Raw genomic sequence first — 26,013 nt, 5'->3', positions numbered from 1 at the left:
AACTTTCCTGTCATGACGGGGTCGTGTCAATGGGGCGTGCGCGGTCGCGGACCGGACGCACGCCGCTTGACCCGCCCCGGCGGGCGGCCGAGGATCAGGTCATGAAGCCCGGACACGGCAGCACGGTCGACGGGGTGCTGCGGCGCAGCGCCCGACGCACTCCGGCACGCGTGGCGGTCGAGTACCGCGACCGCACCTGGACGTACGGCGAACTCGACACCGCGGTCTCCCGCGCGGCCGGCGTCCTGCTGGCCGAGGGAGTGTCCCCCGGCGACCGGGTCGGCGCCTACGGCCACAACTCCGACGCCTACCTGATCGCCTTCCTGGCCTGCGCCCGGGCCGGGCTGGTGCACGTCCCGGTCAACCAGAACCTCACCGGCGACGACCTCGCCTACCTCGTCACCCAGTCCGGCAGCTCCCTGGTCCTCGCCGACCCCGGCCTCGCCGACCGGCTGCCGGACGGCACCCGCGTCCTCGCGCTGCGCGACGCCGACGACTCCCTCCTCACCCGCCTCGACGCGGCACCCGCGTACGACGGCCCCGAGCCGGCCGGCGACGACCTGGTGCAGCTCCTCTACACCTCCGGCACCACCGCCCTGCCCAAGGGCGCGATGATGACCCACCGGGCCCTGGTGCACGAGTACCTCAGCGCCATCACCGCCCTCGACCTCGGCGCCGGCGACCGCCCCGTGCACGCCCTGCCGCTCTACCACTCGGCGCAGACCCACGTCTTCCTGCTGCCCTACCTCGCCGTCGGTGCCACGAACATCATCCTGGACGCCCCGGACGGCGACCGGCTCTTCGACCTCGTCGAAGCCGGCCGCGTGGACAGCGTCTTCGCGCCGCCCACCGTGTGGATCGGCCTCGCGAACCGCGCCGACTTCGCCACCCGCGACCTCGGCGGCCTGCGCAAGGCCTACTACGGGGCGTCGATCATGCCCGTGCCCGTCCTGGAGCGGCTGCGCGAGCGCCTGCCCGCGCTCGCCTTCTACAACTGCTTCGGCCAGAGCGAGATCGGCCCCCTCGCCACCGTCCTCGGCCCGGACGAGCACGAGGGCCGGATGGACTCCTGCGGGCGGCCGGTCCTCTTCGTGGACGCGCGCGTGGTCGACGAGGACGGCGCGGAGGTGCCCGACGGCACCCCCGGCGAGGTCGTCTACCGCTCGCCGCAGCTGTGCGAGGGCTACTGGGACAAGCCCGAGGAGACCGAAGCCGCCTTCCGCGACGGGTGGTTCCACTCCGGCGACCTCGCCGTGCGCGACGCGGACGGCTACTACACGATCGTCGACCGCGTGAAGGACGTCATCAACTCCGGCGGCGTCCTGGTCGCCTCCCGCCAGGTCGAGGACGCCCTCTACACGCACGACGGGGTCGCCGAGGTCGCGGTGATCGGCCTGCCCGACGAACGCTGGATCGAGGCCGTCACGGCCGTCGTCGTCCCGCGCGGCGAGGTCACCGAGGACGCGCTGATCGCCCACGCCCGGGACCGGCTCACGGCCTTCAAGGCACCCAAGGCGGTACGGTTCGTGGACGCGCTGCCGCGAAACGCCAGCGGGAAGATCCTCAAGCGCGAACTGCGGGACCGCTTCGCCGGGTCCTAGCTCCACAACTCCGTTGCGGCGCCCGCCCCCGGCAGCCGAGGATCGGCGCCATGGGCACCTTCACCGCGTACGACGGAACCGAACTCGCCTACCACGTCCGGGGCCGCGGCGCCCCGCTGGTCGTGCTGCCGGGCGGGCCCATGCGGGCCTCCTCCTACCTCGGTGACCTCGGCGGTCTGACCGCGCACCGCCGGCTGGTCCTGCTCGACCTGCGCGGCACCGGCGACTCCGGCGTCCCCGCCGACCCGGCGACGTACCGCTGCGACCGGCTCGTCGACGACGTGGAGGCGCTCCGTGTCCACCTCGGCCTCGACCGCATGGACGTCCTCGCGCACTCCGCCGGCGGCAGCCTCGCCCTGCTGTACGCCGCCCGCCACCCGGCGAGCGTGCGACGCCTCGCCCTGATCACCGCCACGCCCTGGGCGCTGGACATGCCCGCCACGCCGGAGGACCGAAGGGCGGCCGCCCTCCTGCGCCGGGACGAACCCTGGTTCGAGGAGGCGTACGGCCCCTTCGAGGCGTGGCTGGCCGGCACCGGCGACTTCGACCCGGTGTTCCTCCCCTTCTTCCACGGCCGCTGGGACGACGCCGCCCGCGACCACGTCGCCCGCGGTGACCAGGAGTCCAACTACGAGGCGGGCGACGTCTACCTCTCCCCGGACGCCTTCGACCCGCCCGCCACCCGCGCCGCCCTCGCCCACAGCACCGCCCGGGTCCTGGTCCTCGCCGGTGAACTCGACGGCGGTCCCCGGCCGGAACTCGCCCGCCCGCTGCGCCGCCGTCTTCCCGCACGCCGAGGCCGTCGTCCAGCCGGGTGCCGGGCACTACCCCTGGCTCGACGACCCCGAGTGGTTCGTACGGTGTGTCGCCGCGTTCCTCGAAGGGCAGCCCTCACGTGGCCTGTCGGCGGTCGGAGCCGGTCGCTAGGCTGGCCGCGAACGACGAGACCGGGAGGAGCACGGACGTGGCCGAGAGCACCACCCACCAGCGCCCGATCATGGGCTGGGACAAGCCGGAGCTGGACCTCAGCGACGCGCAGTGGCAGTCGAGCAGCCGGGGCCTGGGGGATGTCCAGATCGCCTTCGTCGAGGGGTTCATCGCCATGCGCAACAGCGGCAGCCCGGAAAGCCCCTCCCTGATCTTCACCCCCGCGGAATGGGGCGCGTTCGTGTCGGGGGCGCGGGAAGGGGAGTTCGACCTCACCTGACCCGCCGGGTGCGGTGAGCCGACCGGCCGAACCGGGGTGTCCCGTCCCGCGCCGGGGGGAAGGCCGTACTCCGGAGGTGAGGCCCCCATGAGCACCCTGCCGGTCATCGCGGCCGTCGACGGTTCCGACGACAGCCTGCGCGCCCTGGACTGGGCCCTCGACGCGGCGCACCGGCGCGGGGCGCCACTGCGGGTGGTGCATGTGCGCCAGTACGCCACCTGGGCCCAGACCGACGTCCTGGTCGCGGGCGAGCCGGACACCGGCGACGACCCGGTGCTCGACCAGGCCCGCGCCCACCTCCAGGGACGTGCCTACGCCGTGGCGACGGAGTACGTCGGCATGGAGGGCGTGCCCGGCGCCGCGCTGCCGGAACTGGGCGTCGACTCCCAGCTGCTGGTGCTCGGCTCCCGGGGCCGCGGCGGCTTCGCAAGCCTGCTGCTCGGCTCCAACGGCATGGCCGCCGCCCGCGACGCCGAGTGCCCCGTCGTCGTGGTCCCCCGCCCCGGACGCGAGGTGCACGGCGAGGCGCCGGCCGAGGAGGGGCCCCGGGTGGTCGTCGGACTGCACGTGGACAGTCCCGACGAAGCCACCCTCTCCTTCGCCTTCGCCGAGGCCGAGCTGCGCGGCGCCCGCCTCCAGGTCGTCGCCGCCTACCCGTGGCCGGTGCAGACCTGGGCCGCCGCCGGGCAGATCATGCCCCCGGTGATCGACGAGGTCTCCATCGAGAGCGAGACCCGGGTCCTGGCCGACGGCTTCCTGACCCCGTACCGCGAACGTCATCCCGACGTCCGGGCCGAGCCGTACGTCGCGCCGGGCGACGCCGCCGGCCACCTCGTCGCCGCCTCACGCGACGCCCAGCTGGTGGTCGTCGGCCGCCACCGCCGCCGCCTGCTGGCCCCCGCCCGCATGATGGGCTCGGTCACCCACGCGGTCCTGCTCCACGCGGCGTCCCCGGTCGCGGTCGTACCACCGGCCCCACCGGAGGGCTGAGGAGGGACGCCCCGTCGTCCGCTCTCCCGTACCAGGTCGCGGACCCGGCGCACCTGCCCTGCCTATCATCGGCCCCATGCAGGACTCACCCAGCAGGGACGCCCGGATCGCCCTCGACCTCGCCCTGACCGTCCGGCACGACGGGCACGGCGGGGTGGCCGACGACCTCGCCGACCCCGCCGGGCTCGCCGCCTGGGTACGGGCCCACCCGGACCTCGCGGCGGATGCCGGGGCCGCCGACCCGGCCGCCGTCCGGGAGGTGCGGGCCGCCGCCCGTGCCCTCTTCGCCCGCGCCGTGCGTCCCGGCGAGCCGAGCCCCGCCGACGCTGCCCGGCTGCTGCCCGTACCCGAAGCCCTGCGCCGCCTCAACGAGGCGGCCGCACGCACCCCCACCGTCCCCGTCCTGCACTGGTCCGACACGGGCACCCCCGTCGTGCGCACGGCCCCCGCGCCCGGCGCCCGGCCGGACCTCACCGCCGCGCTCGCCCAGGCCGTGATCGGCTTCCTCGCGGGACCCGACCGGCAGCGGCTGCGGGCCTGCCACGCACCGCGCTGCGTGCGGTACTTCCTCAAGGACCACCCCCGCCAGGAGTGGTGCAAACCGTCCTGCGGCAACCGGGCCCGGGTCGCCCGCCACCAGCAGCGGCGGCGACGGACCGCCGAGCCTCGGCCGTAGGCCCTGGACGGCCGCCCGCCCGAACGCCGTCCGCGGGGTCCGGCCACGTACCATGGCGGCATGTCGTTCCTCCGCCGCCGCAGCGCCACGCCCGCCGGGCCCGACTTCGACGTACTGGCCATGGACCCGGGCGACTGGCCCGGCAATCTGGGCGCCGGCCTGCTGCCCGCGCCCGACGGCAGCTGTCAGGGCGTCTTCCTGCGCTACGACCTGTTCGGCGGCCGCGGCCCCGCGATGATCATCGGCAACCTGCCGGCCGGCTCCCCGGCCCGCGAGGTCCCCGACGGCGAGATCCCCTTCGAGGTGGCCCAGCTGCTGCTCGCGCTGGAGAACGACGAGGAGATCACCGTCGTCGGCGCCGAGGACGTCCCGGTGATGCAGGGCGACAACCTGCTCATCGTGCGCCGTCTCAAGCTCTCCGAGGGCCGGATCTCCTGCGTGCAGTTCGACCGCAGCGACGGCGTCCTGGTGACCATCGCCGCGTGGGACCGCCCGATCACCGACGACCTGTACGCCCTGCTGAAGCCGCTCCCGGCGGAGCTTTTCCAGCAGGGCTGACGCGGCGGCTACCGCACGGTCGAGAGCGTGACGTCGGCGGCGCGCACGTACCCGACCCGGTGGCCGTACTGGATCTCGTAGTACTGGTCCTCGCCCCGCACCACCCGGTGGGAGGCCGTGTCGAACCCGACGGCGTAGTAGTACTCGCCGGGAACCTTCTCCCCGACCACGTACTTCTGCCCCTTGCCCAGCGTGTACGGCAGCGGCGAGACGGTCTGGGCGGGCACGTCCGCCGGGTAGGCGGCCTTCTCCGGGTACGCCCTTCCGTACACGGGGACGCTGTCCAGCCCCTTCCTCGGGGTGATCACCCGGCCCGACGCGGGCACCGCCGCCGGGTTCTTCGCCGGATCGTGGAACCAGGCCTTCTGGCCCAGGTACCAGATGGCCGTCCAGTCACGCCACCGCTCGGCCACCGCGTACTGCTGCCCCGTGGAGACCCGGGACGACAGGTCGTTCACGCCCGTCGTCGGGGCCGAGCCGAGGCCGATGTCCTTGATCAGCGGCGCGTTCACGTCATGGTCGGAGTAGAGCCGCACCGCGCTGGAGCCGTGCGTCGTACAGGGCTCGCCCGCCTTCTCGCAGCCGGTGTACTCCGGGCGGTTGGCGGAGTAGTCGGGGCGGATCGTCACCAGGCCGGAGTTCCGGCCCGCGGTCGGCTCCAAGGGGCGGCCGAGCAGCCGGAAGTAGTGCCGCCAGTCCCAGTACGGGCCCGGGTCGGTGTGCATGCCCGGGATCGTCGCGGTGGTGGTGCCCGGGACGGTGTCGTGACCCAGGATGTGCTGCCGGTCCAGCGGGATGTCGTACTTCCCCGCCAGGTACTTCACCAGCCGCGCCGAGGAGCGGTACATGGCCTCCGTGTACCAGGCGTCGGGCTCCGCCAGGAAACCCTCGTGCTCCAGCCCGATCGACTTGGCGTTGACGTACCAGTTGCCCGCGTGCCAGGCCACGTCCTTCGCCTTCACGTGCTGGGCGATGTGCCCGTCGGTGGAGCGGAGGGTGTAGTTCCAGGAGACGTAGGCGGGGTCCTGGACCATGTTGAGGACGCCGTCCCAGGCGCCTTCCGTGTCGTGCACGACGATGTACCGGATGCGCTGCGAGGCCGGCCGGTTCCCCAGGTCGTGGTTGCCGTAGTCGCCGTCGCCGAACTCCTCGTACGGCGCCGGGATCCACTCGCAGGACACCGACTTCGGGCACTCGGTGCCGGCGGCCGAGGAAGTGCGCAGGCCCGCGTCGCCCAGCTGCTCGGTGTCGGGGGCCACGCCCGGACGGGCGGCCAGGGTGACGAGCTGCCCGGCGTCCGTGGTCCGTCGCTCGCCCGCGCGGATCACCTCGAACACGTCGTTCGCGTACGCCGCCGCCGTCGCCGAGTCCTCCGCGCCCGAGAAGCGGGCCACCGCCCCGTACCAGTCCGCCGGGTCGGCGCTGAGCGGCTCGCCGAGTTCCCGCTGGGCGGCGGCCAGCAGTGCGGCACCGCCGGACACGTTCGCGGCGGGGTCGGTGCGCAGGACCTCGGGGCTCAGGCCGGTCAGCTCGGCCGCCTTCGGCAGCGTCGTCAGCCGGTCCGGCAGGGCGGCGGCGCGCGTGGCCCCGGCCTTCGGGTGCAGCGGGGCGCGGGCGTCGTCACCGCGCGGGTCCTCGGTGCCCTCGTCGTGGTGCGAGGTACCTTCCAGGGCCGTGCGGGCGTCGGTCAGGTGCAGCGGTCCGTAGCCGCCGGTCACGCTGGGCGCGCCGCCGTGCGCGTCCCAGCGGGACTGGAGGTAGGAGACGCCGAGCAGGACGCTCTGCGGCACCCGGTACTCGGCCGCCGCGGTGGCGAACGCCCGCTGGAGGCGGTCCGTGGCGGGCGGCGCGTCGGAGGGGCCGGCGGCGGACGGTGCCGCGCCGAGCAGTGGCAGCAGCAGCGCGGTGCCGGCCAGGGCGGGCACCAGGGGGGACCTTCGCAAAGCGGCCTCCTGTGACGGTCGGACGTGTGGGGGACGTGCGGGGCCGGGCGTGGGTCAGTGTTACCCGGCGGTCCGATGATCCGTCAATCATGCCGTCGTGGCGGCGATTTCCCACGTCAGCACGGTGCCCGGCGAGTTTCGTGGCGGCGGGGTACCGGCCTGCGCGGCGTCAGTGGCGTACACCAATGGCCCCTGCATGTACCTGGACACACAGAATCCGCGGTGCGCCCCGAGGGGCACACCGCGGACGTCGTCCTTCCCGTCAGCGCGTGCCGACCGCCGCCCGCACGGCCCGGCGGGCCATCTGGCAGTCGTCGTGCAGCCGGCGCAGCAGCAGCCGCTGCTCCTCGCCGGTCGGCGTGGCACCGGGGTGGGCCGGCGCGGCCGACGGGGCCGGGGCGGGGTCGTGCATCGAACGCTGCACGGCCGTCTCGTAGGTACGGATCTCCCTGGTCAGTACGAGCATCAGGTTCACCAGGAAGGCGTCGCGCGCCGCGGTGCCCGTCGACTGGGCGATCTGGCTGATCTGACGGCGGGCCACCGGGGCGTCGCCGAGGACGGCCCACAGCGTCGCCAGGTCGTAGCCGGGCAGGTACCAGCCGGCGTGCTCCCAGTCCACCAGGACCGGGCCGACGGGTGACATGAGGATGTTGGACAGCAGCGCGTCACCGTGGCAGAACTGCCCCATGCCCTGGCGTCCGCTCGCGTGGGCGATGCCGTGCAGCAGTTTCTGCAGGTCGCCCAGGTCCCGGTCGGTGAGCAGCCCCAGCTCGTGGTACCGGGAGATCCGGGCCGCGTAGTCCAGTGGGGCGTCGAACGCCCCGGCTGGCGGCCGCCAGGCGTTCAGCCGGCAGACCGCGCCCAGCGCCGCCCTGATGTCCGCGCGCGGCGGGGCCTCCACGGGGTGCCGCTGCAGTGCGGCCACCCGTCCCGGCATCCGCTCGATGACCAGCGTGCCGTTGTCCGGATCCGCCGCGATCAGCCTCGGCACCCGCACCGGAGGGCGCTGCCGGACGAACGAGCGGTATGCCCCTATCTCGTGCCGGATCCGCTCCGACCACACCGGTGAGTGGTCCAGTAAGCACTTGGCGACCGCCGTGCTGCGGCCGGTCGTCCCGACCAGGAGCACGGAGCGCCCGCTGCGGCGCAGGACCTGCACGGGGGAGAACTCCGGGCAGATGCGGTGCACGGAGGCGATCGCCGTGCGCAGTTGGGCCCCCTGGGGGCCGGACAGGTCGATTCTTCCGCTGAGCGGCTGCGTGCCGGGCCCCGCGCCGCGCCGCGCCCTGCCCGCCCCGAGCACCGGGGCCGCCGGACGCGCGGGGGCGAGATAGGGGCCGCCGCCCGCCGCCGGGCGGGGGTGCAGCGAGCGCTGCGGGGCGGACACGGAGGACGATGCTGCGTACATGGGCGAGACAGATCCCTTCGTGTGCCTGCTGTGCCTGCCTGAAGACCGGCGCCCGTCCGTGGTGTCCGGAGGAGCGCGTCTTCCGTAAGCCGTCGCGCCGCCCGACCGGCCGCCCGGGGTCACCCTGGGGAGTAACTCCACGGCAACCGGGTCGGGGTGGCGCATTCCTACCTGACACCCGGTCGCCCCTGGCACACCATCTGGCGCACCCTGGCGAACGGTGGCGAATAGTCGCCCGGCAACCCGCACCGGGCTACTGTCAACTCAGCCGAGAACCTGGGGGCTTGACGTGAGCGGAGAACCCAACACCCGTCTGTCGGACCTGTTCGGCCTGGCCGGCTGGTCCAAGGGCGAGCTCGCGAGGCTGGTCAACCGGCAGGCGGCGGCCATGGGCCACCCCCAGCTGGCGACCGACACCTCGCGGGTGCGGCGGTGGATCGACATGGGAGAGATCCCGCGCGATCCCGTGCCGCGGGTGCTGGCGGTTCTGTTCACCGAGCGACTCGGCCGTGTCGTGACCATCGAGGACCTCGGTCTGGTCCGGCACGGGCGCGCGGGGAAACGGCAGGGCGGCGGGAGCGAGGAGCATCCCGACGGAGTGCCGTGGGCGCCCGAGCGGACCGCGGCGGTCCTCACCGAATTCACGGGAATGGACCTCATGCTCAACCGACGCGGCTTGGTGGGCGCGGGCGCCGCGCTCGCCGCGGGCTCCGCACTCAGCAGCGCCATGCACGACTGGCTGCACACCGACCCGGCCCTCGCGGCCGACGCCCCCGACCTCCGCCAACCCCTGCACGCCGACCCCGCCGGGTTCGACCGCTACGAGGCCGCCCCCATCGGGTCGCAGGAAGTGGAGGAACTGGAGCGCTCGGTCGAGGTGTTCCGCGCCTGGGACGCCGCCCGTGGCGGCGGGCTCCAGCGCAAGGCCGTGGTGGGCCAGCTCAACGAGGTGGGCGGCATGCTCGCCTACCACCACCCACCCCATCTCCAGCGGCGCCTGTGGGGCGTCGCCGCCAACCTCGCCGTCCTCGCGGGCTGGATGTCGCACGACGTCGGCCTGGAACCCACGGCCCAGAAGTACTTCGTCATCGCCGCCCACGCCGCACGCGAGGGCGGCGACCGGCCCCGGGCCGGGGAGGCGCTCTCGCGGGCGGCCCGCCAGATGGTGCACCTGGGCCGGCCCGACGACGCGCTCGACCTGATGAAGCTCGCCAAGTCCGGTTCCGGCGAGCAGGTGCTGCCGCGCACCCAGGCCATGCTCTGCACCATCGAGGCTTGGGCACAGGCCTCCATGGGCAAGGGCCAGGCCATGCGCCGCACCCTCGGGCGGGCCGAGGACCTCTTCGTCTCCGACAAGGCCGAGGTGCCGCCGCCGGACTGGATGCAGACGTTCAAGGAGGAGGACCTGTACGGCATGCAGGCCCTCGCCTACCGGACGCTCGCCGACTTCGAGCCGGGGGCGGCCGCGCACGCCCAGCACTACGCGGAGAAGGCGCTGGCCCTGAGGATCGACGGCCGGCAGCGGTCGAAGATCTTCGACTATCTGTCCATGGCCTCCGCCTGCTTCATCGCCGACGACCCCGAACAGGCGGACCGGTACGCGCGCCTGGCCCTGGTGTCGATGGGGTCCAACTCCTCCCAGCGGACCTGGGACCGGCTGCGGCAGATGTACCGGCTCACCACCGAGTACGCCGGATACCCGAAGATCCAGGAACTGCGCGAGGAGATCGAACTGGCGCTGCCCAAGGGCAAGTCGGCCAAGGGAAAGGGGAAGGGCGGCAGCGTCGCACCGGCGTAGCGGGCGACGCGTCGTTCAGGGCGTCACCCGGGCCACCAGCACACAGGCGTCGTCCATCGGCGCCGGGGACGCGGCGAGTTCACCGGCCGCGATCCTTACACCGTCCCGCGCCGAGTCCGCCCTGTTCAGCCGGGGGGCCAGGGAGAGGAGGTGTGCCACGGCCGCGGGCTCCGTCGCGCCGGTGTGCAGGAGCAGCAGGTCGCCCGGTTCCAGGGTCGCCTCGCCCTCTCCGGTCAGCGCACGTCCCGCTCCCGCGCGGAACAGCAGTGGCGGGACCGGGTGCCCGGACCCGGCCCAGGTCAGGACTCGGGTGCGGGGCGCGTAGCCGCAGTACACGGCGGAGCGGACGGGCGGCAGGGCGGTGGCCTCGAGTAACCCGGCCAGCCGTTCGGGGAGTCGCTCGGGACGGATCCCCGCCAGCGCTAGGCCCCGCAGGGCGCCGATCAGCATCACCGGGCCCTGCGCCCCGTCGGTGTCCACGCCGGGGAGGTCGCCGGCGGCGAGGAGGGTCTCGTCGCCGGTGAGCGGGCACGCGTCGTACCAGGCGCTGTGCCGGGGCGCGTGGTCCGACGAGGGCAGGTACCCGGCGGCCAGGTCGAGGCCCGGCCGTCCCTGGTGCGGGAACCGCAGGAGGCCGTGCCAGGGCGCGGATGCGGCCTCCCGCGGTTCGACCGCGGCCCGTGACCCGGTGTCCGCGGTCGGCGGGCGGTGACGGAGCGAGTCACGGGTCTCGCTCACCGCCCGCTGGCTGCGGCGCAGTTCGCTGACGTCCCGCAGCACCGCCCACATCGAGGCGGTGCTGCCGTCGGCGTCGAGCACGGGCTCGCCCATCATGTGCACGGTGCGCACGGTGCCGTCGGGGCGCACGACGCGGAACTCCCCGTCGATGGGCCGGCCGTCGACGAGACAGTCCGTGACCATCGCGGTCAGCTTCGGGCGGTCCTCGGTGGGGACCAGGGACGGGAGTTCGTCGAGGCTGAGCGGGGTGGAGGCGGGGTCGCGGCCGAGGATCTGGAACAGTTCCCCGGACCAGTCGGCCTCGTCCGTCAGCAGGTTCCACTCCGCGCTGCCGACCCGGCTGAGCAGCGAACCGGGCCGTGCAGCGGGCGCCGGGCCGTCCCGGAGCTGCGCCAAGTGCGCGTCCAGGTCGGTGAGTTGGTGCAGTGCCAGGTCGTACAGCGCGCGTTGCCACCGTCCCCGGGGGTCCGCCGTCTCGCCCTGGGTGTCCCGGCGCACCGCGTCCACGTCGCCCCGCAGCCGCCGCGCCTGCGATATGAGCGACTCGACCGAGCCGCGTCCCGGCGGCTGGGCGGCGGGGTGGTCCGCGGAGAGATGGGGTGACATGACGCACTCCGATGTGCAGACGGTACGACCTGGGTGAACCGGGGCCGGCGGAAGGACCGTTACGACTGTTGCACAGCCCGCGACGGCTCGTAAGGGATTCGGCGACACACGATACGGTGGTGCTTCCGGCATATGCCAGCGTCTTGGCGGAGTGACGTGGGTACGTACGCGGCGTACGTGCGGCGGAGCTCAAGTCGTAGAGTCACTAAGGGACTTGGCGGGTGCCCTGGCCCGGAGGCATCGTCGCCCTGATGTTCGGTGGACTCTTGTTCTATGCCGGGTCGTGGAGGGCCGGCCGCGGTGCCAGTTCGACCGGCGTGCGCTCACCCGTCTCCAGCGCCCGGACCCCGGCCTCGGCGACCGCGGAGGCGGCGTACCCGTCCCAGGCGCCGGGACCGGTGACCCGGCCGCGGCGGGTGGCGTCCACCCAGGCCTGGACCTGGCGGTCGTAGGCGTCGGCGAACCGTACGAGGTAGTCCTGCGGCACCTCCTCCCGGGCGCCGCCCGCGGCCGTCACCAGCATGCCGTGCGCCTCGCCGATCCGGGCGCCGCCGGCCTCGCAGACGGCCTCGCAGCGCACCTCGTAGCCGAAGCCGCAGTTGACGAAGACCTCCACGTCCACGAGCGCGCCGCCGTCGGTCTCGAACAGCACCAGCTGCGGATCGAGCAGGCCCTCGGGCGCCCCCGCCGACGGCCGCGGCCGGAGCACGGTCACCGCGGCCAGCTCCTGTCCCAGCAGCCAGCGGGCCGCGTCGATCTCGTGCGAGACGGAGCTGTTGACCAGCATCGCCGAGGTGAAGTGCGGCGGCGAGGAGACGTTGCGGTGGACGCAGTGCAGCATCAGGGGCCGGCCCAGCCGCCCGCCGTCCAGCAGCGACTTCAGCTGCCGGTACTCGCTGTCGTACCGGCGCATGAACCCGACCTGCGTCAGCCGCCTGCCGAGCCGCGCCTCCGCCTCCACCACGCGCAGCGCGCCCGCGGAGTCCGGCACCATCGGTTTCTCGCACAGCACCGGCAGCCCCCGCTCGAACGCGGCCAGCAGGGCCTCCTCGTGCGCCTCGCCGGGCGAGGCGATCAGGACCGCCCGGACGCCCGGTGCGTCGAGCGCGGCGACGGCGTCCGTGTGCACGAAGACTCCGTCGATGCCGCCCACGGCCTCCTTCGCCCGTTCCCCGTCGGGGTCCGCGACCGCGGCGACCCTGGCGCCGCTCACCACCGCGTCGAGGCGCCGTACGTGGTCGGCGCCCATGTGTCCCGCGCCCAGGACCGCCACACCCAGAAGTTCGCTCACGCTCCGCCGGCTCCTTCCCCGTCCGCCGCGCACCCGCGGGCGGCGGGCGCGTGTACGGCGAACAGGGTTTCATGGTCGTCACCGTCGTCAAGAGGGGACGGCCCGCGAGGGGCGAGCGCCGGCGTCAGTAGCGCAGCACCCCCGCGATGCCGTCCGCGTCCGCGAGCGCGCCGTCCGGCACGAAGCGGACGTCGGCACCGGTCTCCAGGCACTGCTCCACGATCTCGTCCACGATGTCCTCGCGGGCGTCGAGGTCCCCGTCGATCGCCGGGAGCAGGTGCTCCCCGTCGTCGCGCATGGTGACCTTGAGGTTCTCCTCGACGGCGAGCAGCCGGACCCGGCCGCTGTGGGCGCTCTCCCACAGCTCGTCGACCCCGGCCGCGAAGTCCTTGCGCCCGCGGGCCGCGTCCAGCTCCCTGGCCACCGCCGCCACGGACCCCTTCGCCTCGTCGTCGAGCACCTGCCGCACGGCCTGCCACACGGCCTCGGGCGTGCCGTGCGCGAGGCCGCCGTGCGGGACCAGCACCGCGCCCGCGGCGAGGGTGCCCGCCTCGTCGAACAGGGACAGCGCGGGCTCGGGCCCGGTGACGTACAGCGGCCGGGGATGGGTGCGCAGGATCCTGCCCATCGCGGTGTCGGCGTCCCGCAGGAACCGGCGGGTGCCCTCGTCGCGGAAGGTGCTCGGCGCGTCGCCGATCCGCTCCTGGCGCTCGGGGTCGAAGTCCTCGGCGGGCCGGTCGAACGGGAAGCCGCCGAGGTGTTCCTCGACGACCCGGTCCGCGCCGCCGCTCCACAGCTTGACGCGGTCGGCGGCGACCGACAGCACCCAGAACGGCCGCTCGGCCGCCTGCGCGGCGACGAGGTTGCGGGTCAGGAAGGTGTCCGAGAGGACCACGCGCTCGGGTACGGAACGGGCCAGTGTCCAGACCTGGTGCTCACCTGGAGCGGCGAAGATCGCCAAGCCGTCCTCGGCGTAGGTCAGATCGACCTCGGCGAGGGCCCGGTCGAGCTCCCGAGCGACGTCGGTACGGCGCTCGCGGGTCACCGCGGGATCGTCCTCCAGCTGTTTCTTGGCCGCGGCGACCATGTTGCGCAGCCGGACCCGGTCCTGGGCGTTGTCCGGTTCGCGGCGGTGGGTCGGCGTCAGCACGGACACGGCCGGATACGGCCGGGGGCGCCGCAGCTCGGCGAGGGTGGCGGGACTCAGATCGTGCTCCATGTCAGCACGATAGGACCGTTGGACGGATAGGGCATATCGATCACATCGGACAGTCGGTGCGGTCGGTGCGGCCGGGTGCTCAGCCGGTCTCGCCCTCCCCGTTCTCCGGACCGCAGGAGCTGCCGTCGGGCGGCAGGGAGCCGTAGAGCAGGAAGTCGTCGACCTTGCGGTGCACGCACTCGGAGGACGCGTACCCGGTGTGTCCCTCGTCCCGGTTGTCGAGGACCACCGCCGAGGACCCCAGTCGCTCGGCGGTCTCCGTGGTCCAGCGGTACGGCGTGGCCGGGTCGCCCCGGGTGCCGACGAGCAGCATCCTGGCGGTGTCGAGGTCCTTCACGTCGTCGCGGATGAAGTCGGTGCCCCGAGGGCGTCCGTAGCACATGAGCACCTGGGTGAGGCGGTACCGGCCGAAGACCGGCGACGCCTCCTCGTACCGCGCGCGCAGCCGGTCCAGGGACCCCGTGACCTCGGCGGCCGAGGGGCGGTCGGGGTCGTCGGCGCAGTTGACCGCCATCAGCGCGGCCGGGAGGTTGTCCATGGGTATGTCCTCCTCGTCCGTGAGGCCGGCGTCCTCGGGCTCCCGGCCCGCCGCGGCCGACCCCGCACGGACCGGGAAGGTGACGCCGCCGGAGGAGAAGCCCTCCAGGCCCCGGGTGTCGCCGTCGTCCAGCAGCTGCGCCAGCGCCCGCTGCAGCGAGGGCCACAGCTCCTGGCTGTACAGCGCCTGGCCTATGGCGCCCACCATGTCCTGACCGGAGAAGGGCTCCCCGAAGGCCGACGGCACCGGATCGGCGTCGAGCGAGGCGACGAGCCGCTCGATCTGCTCCCGGGCGGCCCGGGCGTCCTGGCCGAACGGACAGGCGATGTCCTCCACGCACCAGTCGAGGAAGTTCTCCAGCGCGGTCTGCTGCCCCCGCGCCCCCGCCAGCCCCTGCTCGGCCAACGGCTCGGTCAGTGTGTCCACGCCGTCCAGCACCATCCGGCCCACCTTGTCCGGGAACCGGGCGGCGTAGACCGCGCCCAGCCGGGTGCCGTAGGAGAAGCCCAGGTAGTTGAGCCGGCCGTCGCCGAGCGCGCCGCGCATCACGTCCATGTCGCGGGCGGCGTCGACCGTGCCCATGTGGTGCAGCACGGGTCCGGAGTACTTCGCGCACTCGGCCGCCGCGTCCCGCAGCCGTCCGAGCACGTCCTCGGGGTCGGTGACCGGCTCGTCCCCGCCGGTCGCCTCGATGATCTTCAGGGTGGCCGGGCCGCAGGTCACGGGGGAGGACCGGCCGACTCCGCGGGGGTCGAAGGTGACCACGTCGTAGCCGTTGGTGAGATGCATGAAGTCCTTGCCGCCGAACGAGAGTTCGCTGACCCCCGAGCCACCGGGACCGCCGAAGTTGAGCAGCACCGAGCCGCGCGAGTCGCCGGTCGCCCGGTACCGGGCCAGCGCCAGGTCCAGGGTCTCGCCCTTAGGCCGGTCGTAGTCGAGGGGGACGGTGACCTTCCCGCACTGGAGGTCCTTCGGCATCTCCATGCCCTCGCACGCCGACCAGGTGATCTTCTGATCGTAGAACCGGGACAGATCCGGTCCGGTGTCCCGTGCGGCCGCCGCGGGCAGCCCCGCGCCCAGCAGGGACAGGCCGAGCGCCCCGCTGACCGCGCAGCGCCGGACCGAGGGCCGAGTCGACGGCTTGGCCTGCATCGATGCCTCCCGGGCGCCCTGTCGCGGACCCGTGGTCGGCGCCACTCGATCACCATAAGCGGGCCGCGCACCCGGCGCCTCCGGGCGCGGACGGTCCCGCGGGACCCTGCGCGGGCGCCCGGAACACCACACCGTTTGTTCGATGAACCGTCCACTCGATGGGGTGAAAGGCCGATGAGCCATAACTCGGATGGTGCGCCCGCGTTTTAACCGGTGCGGGCGAGTGCCCGCGACCATGTCTGGAAGGCAGGGAACCGCATGAGAAGGGTTACCCGAAACGGTGTGCTCGCCGTCGCCGCCTCCGGCGCGCTGGCGGTGACGATGCCGGCGTACGCGGCGTTCGCGTCCGACGGTGCCACCGCCGACGGCTCCTCGGCCGGTTCGCCGGGTCTGATCTCCGGCAACACCGTCCAGCTCCCGGTGGACGTACCGGTCAACGTGTGCGGCAACACCGTGAACGTGGTGGGGCTCCTCAACCCGGCCGCGGGCAACGGCTGCGCCAACACCGGGAAGGGCGGCGCGGCCCACGAGTCGGACAGGGCGCACAAGGGGACGGGCGCCGCCGGCACGTCGGGCGGCGCGCACGCCGAGGGGAGCGGAAAGGATTCACCGGGCGTGCTGTCCGGCAACGGCGTCCAGTTGCCGGTGCATCTCCCGGTCAATGTCAGCGGCAACAGCGTCAATGTGGTCGGCATCGGCAACCCGGCCGTCGGCAACGAGTCGACGAACGGCTCCGACGACGACCCCGAGCCCCCGCCGCGGGCCCCCGCCGAACCCGAGCCGTCCGCGCCCGAGAAGGAGCGCGCGCAGCCGGATCCGGTCCCGCACGCCGCACCGCCGCGCGAGTCGGCGGCCCTCGCCCACACCGGGGCGGATCAGACCCTGCCCGTGCTCGCGGGCGGCGCGGCGCTCGTCCTCGGCGGCGCCGTCCTCTACCGGCGCTTCCGCCCGGGTGCCGAGAGCTGACCGGGGCCCGGTCGTACATTCCGGGGCGCCCCTCCGTGCGGAGGGGCGCCCCGTCCGTTCACGGGGCCCGCGCGCTCAGCGGCGCCCTTCGTAGAACCGCCGGTGCAAGGCGTGGATCTCCTCGGTGAGTTCCGGTACCGGCCCGTCCACGGCCACGCCGGGCGCCACCTCCCGCACCGCCAACGGCCGCACCGGCGGCGCCGGGACGCCCAGCTCCGCCAGCCAGCCGCCCAGCTGCTCGGACGAGGCGACGTACACGATGCGCCCCAGGCCCACCCAGGCATGCGCGGCGGCGCACATCGGGCAGTGCTCCCCGGACGTGTACACCGTGGCCGCGGCCCGCTCGCCGGGGGTGAGGTGGGCGGCGGACCAGCGGGCCAGCTCGAACTCCGGGTGACGGGTGCGGTCGCCGCCGGCCACCCGGTTGCGGTCCTCGGCCAGCACCGTGCCGTCCGCGCCGGCCAGCACCGACCCGAACGGCTCGTCGCCGGCCTCCAGTGCCCGCGCCGCCAGCTCCACACAACGGCGCAGATGCGGCAGTTCGACGTCCTTCACGACCATGGCGTACGGCCTTCCTCGCGACGTGGCCCGTCCATCAGCCTATGTCCGCCCGGCTTCCGGCGTCCTTGCTATCGCCTTTCGTGGGCGTTACAGTCTCTAACGAAAGCAAGTATCCATAGCAATGCAAAACGATGTACTGGAAGAGGAGCGCCCCATGCCCGCCGTCCCTCCGCAGTCGCAGGCCCCGCACACCGTCCTCGGATCCGGCCCCGCCGGGACCGCCCTCGCCGGTGAACTGGCGCGCAGGGGGCACCCCGTCCGCCTGGTGGACAGGCGGGGCGAGGGCCCTGCGGTCGAGGGCGTCGAGCGGTTCGCCGCCGACGTCGGCACGGTCGAAGGCGCCCGGGCCGCCATAGCCGATGCGGCGGTGGTCTACCACTGCGTCAACGTCGCCTATCACCTCCAGGTCGAGGTGATGCCCCGCGTCCAGGAGGCCGTTCTGGCCGCGGTCGAGGAGACCGGCGCCCGCCTCGTCGTGCTCGACACGCTCTACCCGTACGGCGAGACCGGGGGAGCGGTGATGACCGAGGACAGCCCCTGGCAGGCGACGAGCCGCAAGGGCCGGATGCGCGCCGAACTGGACGAGCGGTACCTCGCCGCACACCGGGCCGGCCGGGCCCGTGTGGTCCTGGGCCGCAGCGCCGACTTCGTCGGTCCCGGCGTACTCAACTCGTCCCTCGGCGCGGCCGTCTTCCCCGGCGCGCTCACCGGCACGGAGGTCGTGGGCTTCGGCGACATCGACCTGCCGCACAGCTACACCGGCATCGCGGACGTGGCGGCCGGTCTCGCGACCCTCGGTGAATGCCCGGAGGGCGACGGCCGGGTCTGGCACCTGCCCACCGCGGCGGCCGTGACCACGCGCGAGATCCACACGATGATCGAGAAGCGGGTGGGCCGGCCGCTGAACGTCGTGCTGCTCGCCCGGCCCCGCGCCTTCGGCCCGTTCGATGAGCGGTTCATGGCCGAGTACGAGGAGATGTTCTACCAGCACACGGAGCCGCAGATCGTGGACTCCGGCGCCTTCGAGCGGTTCTTCGCGGTGGCCCCCACGCCGCTCGCGGACACCTTGGACGCGACCGTCACCTGGTACGAGGCGTGGCTCGCCGACCGGTGACGGTCGACGCCTCAGCGGCCGGGTCGCGACCGGGACCGGTCCAGCGCGGCCACGCCGACCGCGGCCAGCCCGATCTGGATGAGCCATTCGATCCAGTCCACGCCGTCGGTGTCGGCCACGTCGAACGCCGAGGCGACCGCCGACCCGAGCAGCGCGGCCAGGATGCCGACGGCGATCGTCCACAGCACGCCGATGCGCTGGCGCCCCGGGACCGCGAGGCGGCCCAGGACTCCGATGACGATACCGATGACGATGGCACTGATGACCCCGTCGATCTCCATCTCCACCCCACTTCGTCAGGTCCCCCGCTGTAGTGCTTCTGCCCACTGCGGACAGCCGCAGTCCGCCACGCTCCGACCTGCCCCGGGCCGGGGTACGGGGGACTGCTCCGGACACGGGCGGGCCGGCCCGCGGATGAGCGGGCCGGCCGTGCGGCTCCCTTCCGGGTGTCTAAGTCCGGGTGTCTAACTCTTGGGGGCGCTCCGCGCCGCCGTACCGGCGCAGACCATGCCCAGGACCAGGGCGAGTGCGCCGATGATGATGTTGTTCCAGATGACGCCGGCGTCCGGGCTCGAGCCCACGATCCACGGCGAGATGATCATCCAGACGCCCATCGCGCACATGGCCCAGCTCAGGCCGTACATGCGCTCCGGGGCGCGGGTGAATCCGAGGGCCAGCAGGCCGATGGCGATGCCCACGATCAGGTTGTGGGCCACGAGCGACGGCTGGCTGGTGGTGAAGTGGAGTATCCACGGTGACACGGCGCAGTAGAGGCCGAGCAGGAACACCGGCCCGTCCACGAGCGCCACGTCACGACCACCGAGCATGCGCGCGTAGCGTTCTTGCATTTCCGGGGCGTCGGGGTGGCTGGTGATGTCACTTCTGGAGTGCGAGACGTGGGCCATGGTCGTCTCCTTCGACTTGCAGGGCCAACCGCTTCGGTTGCGGTGTGCGGTAGCGCCGCATAAGAGCATTCTGCTCTTATTTTTCCCTTATGTGTAGTCGGGAATCCCCTCTGTCGCGCCCGTGTGAAATCCGCGTCCGCGGGACGAGACCGACTGGACGGAGGCCAGCGCGGCCAGGTGGGCCTCGCGCACCGTGGCCGTCTGGCCCTGGATCAACAGGAACACCGCCTCCCGCGCGAGCCGCCCGGCCGGGCTGTCCACACGCGTGGCCCGCCCGCCCCCGGCCACAACCGCGGCGGTCGTGGCCGCCCGCAGCAGCTCGTACGCCCGCGTCCGCAGCGCCAGCCGCTCCTCGACGTGCTCGTGCGGGACGGGGTGGTCGGCTAGCGCGTACGCCCGCTCCCGCACCTCGTCCAGCCGCGCGCGCAGGGCGTCGCCCGCGCCGCGCTCGGCGGGGGAGGGGCCGAGCAGGTCCAGCGCGGCGTACCCGAGGCCGAAGACGGCCGGAGACGTGTTGGTGCTGCGGGGTACGTCGACGCGGGCGAACTCCTCGCGCGGGGTGCGCAGTACGACCGACTCCTCCGGCACCCACAGGCCGTCCAGCGTCAGCGACACCGTGCGGGCCGCCGTCAGCGCCACCAGCCGCATCGGCGGCGACGCCCGCAGCCCCGGCTGCTCGCGGGCGTCGGCGAAGGCGAACACCACCTCGTCGGAGTCCGTCACGCCCGCGAGCAGCATCAGGTCGTTCAAGCCCCAGCCCGTGTACCAGGGCACGGTGCCGTCGAAGCGCACCCCTCCCCGCTCGGCGGTGGCCCGTACCGGGACCCGGGGGTGGGCGCGGACGTGCGCGTAGGCGATGCCCGCGAGCAGTTCGCCGGTGGCGAGCGGGCGCAACAGGCGTTCGCGCACGGGGAGTCCGGGCTCCGCCTTCGCCAGCAGCCGTACCGGCGTGTGGTGCTGGGTCTGCACGAACCACGTGGAGCAGCACGCCCCGGCCAGGATCTCGGCGGTCTCCCTGGCGACCCGGTCCGGGGCACCGGCCCCGCCGTACTCCCCGGGCGCGCTCACCCCGAGCAGCCCGGAGCGCCGGACCGCCTCGATGTGGCTTGTGGGCACGACGTCCTGGTCGACGCGCTGGGCGGACGGGGCGAGCAGGTCGTCGGCGAGGCGGTGCGCCTCGGTGACGAGCGGGTGGGTCGTGGTGGTCATACGGCGATTGTCCCGACCGGTTCCGGACGGTGACGAGCGGGCACGGTACGGCGAGTCCCCGCCAGGCCGGAAACCGGCCCGAGTCCGACTGGTCTACACCCTTGACTGGTACAGACCAACGCGGTTGAGTGTGCGTCACACCCCCCACTACGGCCGCCCCCGACGCCGTGACCGGCAAGGCCGGCGCGTGCGCGCAAGGCATCGCCCCGGCCTGCCTTGTGCGGGAGCGGCCGTGCCCGTCAAAGGAGGAAGTCCTGTGTCGAGGCGCCGTATCTCCGCCCTGGTGGCCGTGCTCGCCCTCGCGGGCGCCGTGCCCACCCTCCTGCCCGCCACCGAGGCGTCCGCCGCCGCGTGTTCGAGCTACCCGGCCTGGACGGCGGGCAAGAACTACAACGCCGGCGACATCGTCCGCTACACCGACGGCAAGGCGTACATCGCCGAGCACGCCAACCCGGGCTACGACCCGGTGATCAGCACCTGGTACTGGGAGCCGTACGCCTGCAGCGGCGGCCCGGGTACGCCGGTCGGCAACTTCGTGGTGAGCGAGGCCCAGTTCAACCAGATGTTCCCGGGCCGGAACTCCTTCTACACCTACAGCGGCCTCACCGCCGCGCTCAGCGCCTACCCCGGCTTCGCCAACACCGGCGGCGACGCCACCAAGAAGCAGGAGGCCGCGGCCTTCCTCGCCAACGTCAGCCACGAGACCGGCGGACTCGTGCACGTCGTCGAGCAGAACACCGCCAACTACCCGCACTACTGCGACTGGAACCAGCCCTACGGCTGCCCGGCCGGCCAGGCGGCCTACTACGGGCGCGGGCCGATCCAGCTCAGCTGGAACTTCAACTACAAGGCCGCGGGCGACGCGCTCGGCATCAACCTGCTGGGCAACCCCTGGCTGGTGCAGAACGACGCGGCCGTCGCCTGGAAGACCGCACTGTGGTACTGGAACACCCAGTCCGGGCCGGGCAGCATGACCCCGCACAACGCCATGGTCAACGGCGCCGGCTTCGGCCAGACGATCCGCTCCATCAACGGCTCCCTCGAGTGCGACGGAAGGAACCCGGCGCAGGTCCAGAGCCGCGTCACCAAGTACCAGCAGTTCAGCCAGATCCTCGGTGTCTCCCCGGGCGGCAACCTGTACTGCTGACCCGCCCCGGGGCCACCACCCCTCGGCCGCGTCCCGCTCCGGCAGGACGCGGCCGACTTGGCGTTCGGGAGTTTTACGTATAACCTCTCCCGTCAATCGTCCGTCCGGAAGGGTCCCGATGACACGTATCGCCCTGGTCGCCCTCGTCGTCGACGACTACGACGAGGCGATCCGCTTCTACACCGAGGCCCTCGGCTTCCGGCTGGCCGAGGACGCGCCCCGGCCCGACGGTTCCCGCTGGGTGGTCGTCGAACCCGGCATCCCCGGACAGGGCACCGCGCTGCTGCTGGCCCGCGCCAAGGGCGAGGCCCAGCGCTCCCGGATCGGCGACCAGACCGGCGGGCGGGTCGGCTTCTTCCTGCACACCGACGACTTCGCCCGCGACCACGCCCGCATGACCGCCGCCGGCGTGACCTTCCTGGAGGAGCCCCGGCACGAGCCCTACGGCTCGGTCGCCGTCTTCCAGGACCTCTACGGCAACCGCTGGGACCTGCTCCAGCCCGCCGCCTGAACCCTCCCGATCGTCCGCTCAGACCCCGCCGAGGAACCACCGCACATGACATCTACGCGCATAGACGCCGAAGCCCTCCGCCGCCTCCCCAAGGCCGTGCTGCACGACCACCTCGACGGCGGCCTGCGCCCCGCGACCGTCGTGGAGCTGGCCGCGGCCGTCGGCCACACCCTGCCCACCACCGACCCCGACGAGCTGGCCGCCTGGTACTACGAGGCCGCCAACTCCGGTGACCTGGTGCGCTACATCGCCACCTTCGAGCACACCCTCGCCGTGATGCAGAACCGCGAGGGGCTGCTGCGCACCGCCGAGGAGTACGTCCTCGACCTCGCCGCCGACGGCGTCGTCTACGGCGAGGTCCGCTACGCCCCCGAGCTGATGACCGGCGGCGGTCTGACCCTCGCCGAGGTGGTCGAGACCGTCCAGGAGGGCCTGGCCGCCGGGATGGCCAAGGCCGCCGCGGCCGGCACCCCGGTCCGGGTCGGCACCCTGCTGTGCGGCATGCGGATGTTCGACCGCACCCGCGCCACCGCCGACCTCGCCGTGGCCTTCCGGGACGCCGGGGTCGTCGGCTTCGACATCGCCGGCGCCGAGGACGGCTTCCCGCCCGCCGACCACCTCGACGCCTTCGAGCACCTGCGCCGCGAGAACGTGCCCTTCACCATCCACGCCGGCGAGGCGCACGGCCTGCCCAGCATCCACCAGGCCCTCCAGGTGTGCGGCGCCCAGCGCATCGGCCACGGCGTGCGCATCACCGACGACATCCCCGACCTCGCCTCCGGCAAGCTGGGCCGCCTCGCGGGCTGGGTCCGCGACCGCCGGATCGCCCTGGAGATGTGCCCGACCTCCAACCTCCAGACCGGCGCCGCCACCTCGATCGCCGAGCACCCCATCACCGCGCTGAAGGACCTCGGCTTCCGCGTCACCCTGAACACGGACAACCGCCTCGTCTCGGGCACCACGATGACCCGCGAGATGTCGCTGCTCGTCGAGCAGGCCGGCTGGAGTGCCGAGGACCTGCGCACGGTGACGGTGAACGCCCTCAAGAGCGCCTTCATCCCCTTCGACGAGCGCAACGCCCTGATCGAGGACGTCGTCCTGCCCGGCTACGCGGCGCTCTGAACCTGGGGCCTGTCCGGCGGATCATGCCGCAGACGCGGGGGCTGGCACGCCCGTCTGCGGCGTTGTCGTCGATCGCCGACGCTCCGCGTCGACTCCCTCCTCCGCCTTGCAGCCAGACGCACCAGCCCCCGCTCACCTGTGCTGATCAGGCACCGCTACTTTCCTGCGACCTGATCCGCCGGACAGGCCCCAGCCCCCGCACATAGGCGGCCTGTCCGACGTGCTGGAGATCGTCGGACAGGACGCTGACCAGCCGCGCGCCCAGGGCGACCGGCGGGTCCCAGTTGTCGTCCACGATCCGCTCCAGGTCCTTGGCGGCCAGGGAGCGCAGGGCCCCGAGCGTCTGCGCGTGCACGGCGTCGTAGTAGCCGGTCAGCAGGTCGCCCGAGTCGACGCGCACCTTCGCGACCTCGGCGGGACTGTGGCGGTACCCGGTGTCCCGGCGGGGCAGACCGAGGCCGAAGCGCTTCTCCCAGTCGCCGGTCAGCCAGACCTGGTCGAGACCGAAGGCGTCCGCGACGTGGTCGTCCTGGACGCGGGTGAGATGCCAGACGAGCCAGGCGACGGAGTTGGCCTCGTCGGCGGGGCGGGCGTTCAGGCCGTCGGGGCCCAGGCCCTCGACGGCGGCGTGGACTTCTTCCTGGATACGGGCGTAGCCCTCGATGAGGATGTCCTTCGCATGCATACGTCCACCATCGCGCAGTCCGCCCTCACCCGCTCCCCGTTTCCAGCAGCCCCATCAGTGCCCGCGCCGCGGGGCTGGTCGCCTGGGCGGGCGGCAGCAGCGCGATGGTCTCGTACTCCGTCTCGTCCGCGTCCTTCAGCGGCAGCGAGGTGAGGGCGGCCCGCTTGTGCCGGAAGTGCCGCGGCACCACCGCGATACCGAGGTTCTCGTCGATCAGGTCGAGCAGCCCGTGCACGTCGTTCACCTCCAGCGGCACGGTCCGCCGTACGCCCGCCGCGGCGAAGACGGCGTCGGTGACCCGGCGCGGACCCCAGTCCGGGTGGAAGTCGACGAAGACCTCGTCGGCGAGATCGTGCGGGGTGAGCACCGCGCCGTCCGCCGCGAGCCGGTGGCCGGGGTGGCACAGCACCGTCATCGGCTCGCCGGACAGCGGGACCGAGCGCAGCTGATCGGTGTCGGCCTGGGTGCGGTAGGCGAAGGCCAGGTCGAGCCGCCCGGCCGCCACCTCCTCGGCCAGCTCGCCGGAGCCCGCCTGCCGCAGCCGGATCTCCACGTCCGGGTGGAGCCGCCGGAACGCCGCCAGCAGCCCGGCCACCGGTACCCCGGCGATGCACTGCTCGGCACCCAGCGAGAGCGTGCCGCGCAGCACCCCCTGCACGGCGGCCACCGCCTCGTGCGCCGACCGCACCTGGGCGAGGATCCGCTCCGCCTCGCCCAGCAGCGCCCGCCCGGCCTCCGTCAGCGTCACCCGGCGGGTGGTCCGCACGAAGAGCGGCGCCCGCAGTTCCCGCTCCAGCGCCCGGATCGACGCCGACAGGCCCGACTGGGACACCAGCAGCCGCTCCGCCGCACGGGTGAAGTGCTGGTCCTCGGCGACCGCCACGAAATGCTGAAGATGACGCAGTTCCATGATTGAGAAGCGTAGCCGCGCAATCCCATCGGATTCTTCTGTTGGACCACTGCACGCAGGTCAGGCCAGAGTGGGGGGCGGTTCCAGCCGGATCCACCCCTACCCGTACCCGGGTGCCCAACCCCCTCTGGAGTCGCGTTGTACACCGCACACCCCGACCGCTACGCGGACCTGCCCTACCGGCGCACCGGACGCAGCGGCCTGAAGCTCCCCGCGCTCTCGCTCGGCCTGTGGCACAACTTCGGCCCGGACCGCCCCGCCGAGACCCAGCGCGCCATCCTGCGCCGCGCCTTCGACCTCGGCGTCACCCACTTCGACCTCGCCAACAACTACGGCCCGCCGCCCGGCTCCGCCGAGTCCGCGCTGGGCGAGGCGCTGACGGCGGACTTCGGGCCGTACCGCGACGAGCTGGTCATCTCCACCAAGGCCGGCTACCTGATGTGGCCCGGCCCGTACGGCGAGTGGGGCTCGCGCAAGTCCGTCCTGTCCTCCCTCGACCAGAGCCTGACCCGCATGGGCCTGGACTACGTCGACATCTTCTACTCGCACCGCCCCGACCCGGAGACTCCCCTGGAGGAGACGATGGGCGCCCTGCACACGGCGGTGCAGCAGGGCAAGGCGCTCTACGTGGGCGTCTCGAACTACTCGGCGGAGCAGACCCGCGAGGCCGCCCGCATCCTCGGTGAGCTGGGCACCCCGCTGCTGATCCACCAGCCGCGCTACTCCATGCTCGACCGGCGCCCCGAGACCGGCGGCCTGCTGGGCGCCCTCGACGAGCTGAAGGTCGGTTCCATCGCCTACTCCCCGCTGGAGCAGGGCCTGCTCACGGGCCGCTACCTCGACGGCATCCCGGAGGGCTCGCGCGCCGCGAGCGACAGCCCGTTCCTCAAGTCCGAGGCGGTCACCGAGGAACTGGTCGGCCGGCTGCGCTCCCTGGACGAGATCGCGAAGTCCCGCGGCCAGTCGCTGGCCCAGATGGCCCTGGCGTGGGTGCTGCGCGGCGGCCGCGTGACCTCGGCGCTGGTCGGCGCGAGCAGCCCGCAGCAGCTGGAGGACAGCGTCTCGGCCACCAGGAACCTCGACTTCGACTCCGGCGAACTGGCCCGCATCGACAAGATCGTCAACAAGTAGGGCGCGGTCACCGGACACCCGGGTCCC

At 73.3% G+C, this 26,013-nt stretch carries 24 protein-coding genes and 1 pseudogene; 13 read left to right on the top strand and 12 right to left on the bottom strand.

The window, feature by feature from the left end; genetic code table 11:
• Positions 1-101 precede the first annotated feature (101 nt).
• The 6 genes and pseudogenes from ACFW01_RS12685 to ACFW01_RS12660 all read left to right on the top strand — a co-directional run bounded on the left by ACFW01_RS12685 (position 102) and on the right by ACFW01_RS12660 (position 5,032).
• Positions 102-1,601: an acyl-CoA synthetase gene (locus ACFW01_RS12685; RefSeq protein ID WP_384503421.1), complete on the top strand. Its 1,500-nt coding sequence runs from the start codon at positions 102-104 to the stop codon at positions 1,599-1,601.
• A 50-nt stretch (positions 1,602-1,651) separates the two neighbouring features.
• A pseudogene (locus ACFW01_RS12680) lies at positions 1,652-2,528 on the top strand (alpha/beta fold hydrolase).
• A 37-nt stretch (positions 2,529-2,565) separates the two neighbouring features.
• Positions 2,566-2,808 carry a DUF397 domain-containing protein gene (locus ACFW01_RS12675; protein ID WP_122618732.1) on the top strand — a complete coding sequence of 81 codons (243 nt, stop codon included), beginning with the start codon at positions 2,566-2,568 and terminating at the stop codon, positions 2,806-2,808.
• An 87-nt stretch (positions 2,809-2,895) separates the two neighbouring features.
• Entirely contained in the window at positions 2,896-3,798 is a 903-nt protein-coding gene (locus ACFW01_RS12670) for a universal stress protein (protein WP_234959258.1), read from the top strand.
• 76 nt (positions 3,799-3,874) lie between these two features.
• Positions 3,875-4,474 (top strand): CGNR zinc finger domain-containing protein, encoded by a 600-nt coding sequence (locus tag ACFW01_RS12665; protein WP_234959259.1) that lies wholly within the window; start codon positions 3,875-3,877, stop codon positions 4,472-4,474.
• Between the two features lie 60 nt (positions 4,475-4,534).
• Entirely contained in the window at positions 4,535-5,032 is a 498-nt protein-coding gene (locus tag ACFW01_RS12660) for a hypothetical protein (RefSeq protein ID WP_234959260.1), read from the top strand.
• 8 nt (positions 5,033-5,040) lie between these two features.
• Here the strand turns inward: ACFW01_RS12660 and ACFW01_RS12655 are convergent, their stop codons facing one another.
• A complete protein-coding gene (locus ACFW01_RS12655) occupies positions 5,041-6,975 on the bottom strand; it encodes an N-acetylmuramoyl-L-alanine amidase (RefSeq protein ID WP_384503418.1) in 1,935 nt (644 codons plus the stop codon).
• Positions 6,976-7,237: 262 nt separating this feature from the next.
• Complete coding sequence (locus ACFW01_RS12650) at positions 7,238-8,383, bottom strand: aminoglycoside phosphotransferase family protein (protein WP_384503416.1); 1,146 nt, start codon at positions 8,381-8,383, stop codon at positions 7,238-7,240.
• A 289-nt stretch (positions 8,384-8,672) separates the two neighbouring features.
• Here ACFW01_RS12650 and ACFW01_RS12645 point away from each other — a divergent pair, with 289 nt between their 5' ends.
• The gene (locus ACFW01_RS12645; RefSeq protein ID WP_384503414.1) at positions 8,673-10,181 is read left to right on the top strand and encodes a hypothetical protein; all 1,509 of its coding nucleotides are present in this window, start codon (positions 8,673-8,675) and stop codon (positions 10,179-10,181) included.
• 15 nt (positions 10,182-10,196) lie between these two features.
• Here ACFW01_RS12645 and ACFW01_RS12640 read toward each other — a convergent pair whose 3' ends face one another.
• The 4 genes from ACFW01_RS12640 to ACFW01_RS12625 all read right to left on the bottom strand — a co-directional run bounded on the left by ACFW01_RS12640 (position 10,197) and on the right by ACFW01_RS12625 (position 15,725).
• Complete coding sequence (locus ACFW01_RS12640; RefSeq protein WP_384503412.1) at positions 10,197-11,525, bottom strand: PP2C family protein-serine/threonine phosphatase; 1,329 nt, start codon at positions 11,523-11,525, stop codon at positions 10,197-10,199.
• 271 nt (positions 11,526-11,796) lie between these two features.
• Positions 11,797-12,816, bottom strand: coding sequence for a Gfo/Idh/MocA family protein (locus ACFW01_RS12635; RefSeq protein ID WP_234959265.1), 1,020 nt, complete (start codon positions 12,814-12,816; stop codon positions 11,797-11,799).
• A 124-nt stretch (positions 12,817-12,940) separates the two neighbouring features.
• Complete coding sequence (locus tag ACFW01_RS12630) at positions 12,941-14,035, bottom strand: chemotaxis protein (RefSeq protein ID WP_384503410.1); 1,095 nt, start codon at positions 14,033-14,035, stop codon at positions 12,941-12,943.
• 79 nt (positions 14,036-14,114) lie between these two features.
• A complete protein-coding gene (locus ACFW01_RS12625; protein ID WP_384503596.1) occupies positions 14,115-15,725 on the bottom strand; it encodes an alpha/beta hydrolase in 1,611 nt (536 codons plus the stop codon).
• Between the two features lie 258 nt (positions 15,726-15,983).
• Here ACFW01_RS12625 and ACFW01_RS12620 point away from each other — a divergent pair, with 258 nt between their 5' ends.
• Positions 15,984-16,691, top strand: coding sequence for a chaplin (locus ACFW01_RS12620; protein WP_384503408.1), 708 nt, complete (start codon positions 15,984-15,986; stop codon positions 16,689-16,691).
• A gap of 75 nt (positions 16,692-16,766) precedes the next feature.
• Here ACFW01_RS12620 and ACFW01_RS12615 read toward each other — a convergent pair whose 3' ends face one another.
• Positions 16,767-17,252, bottom strand: a complete 486-nt coding sequence (locus tag ACFW01_RS12615) for a nucleoside deaminase (RefSeq protein ID WP_384503407.1) — start codon at positions 17,250-17,252, stop codon at positions 16,767-16,769.
• A 154-nt stretch (positions 17,253-17,406) separates the two neighbouring features.
• On the opposite strand from ACFW01_RS12615, the gene ACFW01_RS12610 reads away from it, so the two are divergent.
• Positions 17,407-18,366, top strand: coding sequence for an NAD-dependent epimerase/dehydratase family protein (locus tag ACFW01_RS12610; protein WP_384503405.1), 960 nt, complete (start codon positions 17,407-17,409; stop codon positions 18,364-18,366).
• Positions 18,367-18,377: 11 nt separating this feature from the next.
• Here ACFW01_RS12610 and ACFW01_RS12605 read toward each other — a convergent pair whose 3' ends face one another.
• From ACFW01_RS12605 to ACFW01_RS12595, 3 genes are all read right to left on the bottom strand, one after another.
• Positions 18,378-18,647: a GlsB/YeaQ/YmgE family stress response membrane protein gene (locus ACFW01_RS12605; RefSeq protein WP_234959270.1), complete on the bottom strand. Its 270-nt coding sequence runs from the start codon at positions 18,645-18,647 to the stop codon at positions 18,378-18,380.
• A gap of 183 nt (positions 18,648-18,830) precedes the next feature.
• A complete protein-coding gene (locus tag ACFW01_RS12600) occupies positions 18,831-19,271 on the bottom strand; it encodes an SPW repeat protein (protein WP_122618665.1) in 441 nt (146 codons plus the stop codon).
• An 87-nt stretch (positions 19,272-19,358) separates the two neighbouring features.
• The gene (locus tag ACFW01_RS12595) at positions 19,359-20,480 is read right to left on the bottom strand and encodes an acyl-CoA dehydrogenase family protein (protein ID WP_234959272.1); all 1,122 of its coding nucleotides are present in this window, start codon (positions 20,478-20,480) and stop codon (positions 19,359-19,361) included.
• A 256-nt stretch (positions 20,481-20,736) separates the two neighbouring features.
• On the opposite strand from ACFW01_RS12595, the gene ACFW01_RS12590 reads away from it, so the two are divergent.
• The 3 genes from ACFW01_RS12590 (at position 20,737) to ACFW01_RS12580 (ending at position 23,260) form a co-directional block, all read left to right on the top strand.
• Positions 20,737-21,627, top strand: a complete 891-nt coding sequence (locus ACFW01_RS12590; protein ID WP_234959273.1) for a glycoside hydrolase family 19 protein — start codon at positions 20,737-20,739, stop codon at positions 21,625-21,627.
• Positions 21,628-21,745: 118 nt separating this feature from the next.
• Positions 21,746-22,138, top strand: a complete 393-nt coding sequence (locus ACFW01_RS12585) for a VOC family protein (RefSeq protein ID WP_234959274.1) — start codon at positions 21,746-21,748, stop codon at positions 22,136-22,138.
• Between the two features lie 45 nt (positions 22,139-22,183).
• Complete coding sequence (locus tag ACFW01_RS12580) at positions 22,184-23,260, top strand: adenosine deaminase (RefSeq protein ID WP_384503401.1); 1,077 nt, start codon at positions 22,184-22,186, stop codon at positions 23,258-23,260.
• Between the two features lie 145 nt (positions 23,261-23,405).
• Here ACFW01_RS12580 and ACFW01_RS12575 read toward each other — a convergent pair whose 3' ends face one another.
• Both ACFW01_RS12575 and ACFW01_RS12570 read right to left on the bottom strand, forming a co-directional pair.
• On the bottom strand, positions 23,406-23,945 hold the full coding sequence (locus ACFW01_RS12575; protein ID WP_384503399.1) for a DinB family protein: 540 nt from the start codon (positions 23,943-23,945) through the stop codon (positions 23,406-23,408).
• Positions 23,946-23,970: 25 nt separating this feature from the next.
• Positions 23,971-24,855, bottom strand: coding sequence for a LysR substrate-binding domain-containing protein (locus tag ACFW01_RS12570; protein ID WP_234959277.1), 885 nt, complete (start codon positions 24,853-24,855; stop codon positions 23,971-23,973).
• A 138-nt stretch (positions 24,856-24,993) separates the two neighbouring features.
• On the opposite strand from ACFW01_RS12570, the gene mgrA reads away from it, so the two are divergent.
• Complete coding sequence (gene mgrA / locus ACFW01_RS12565; RefSeq protein WP_234959278.1) at positions 24,994-25,986, top strand: L-glyceraldehyde 3-phosphate reductase; 993 nt, start codon at positions 24,994-24,996, stop codon at positions 25,984-25,986.
• Positions 25,987-26,013 lie beyond the last annotated feature (27 nt).

The sequence above is a fragment of the Streptomyces sp. NPDC058985 genome (genome assembly GCF_042740985.1).
Classification (GTDB): Bacteria; Actinomycetota; Actinomycetes; order Streptomycetales; family Streptomycetaceae; genus Streptomyces.
This window is presented reverse-complemented; position numbering and strand designations above follow the sequence as displayed.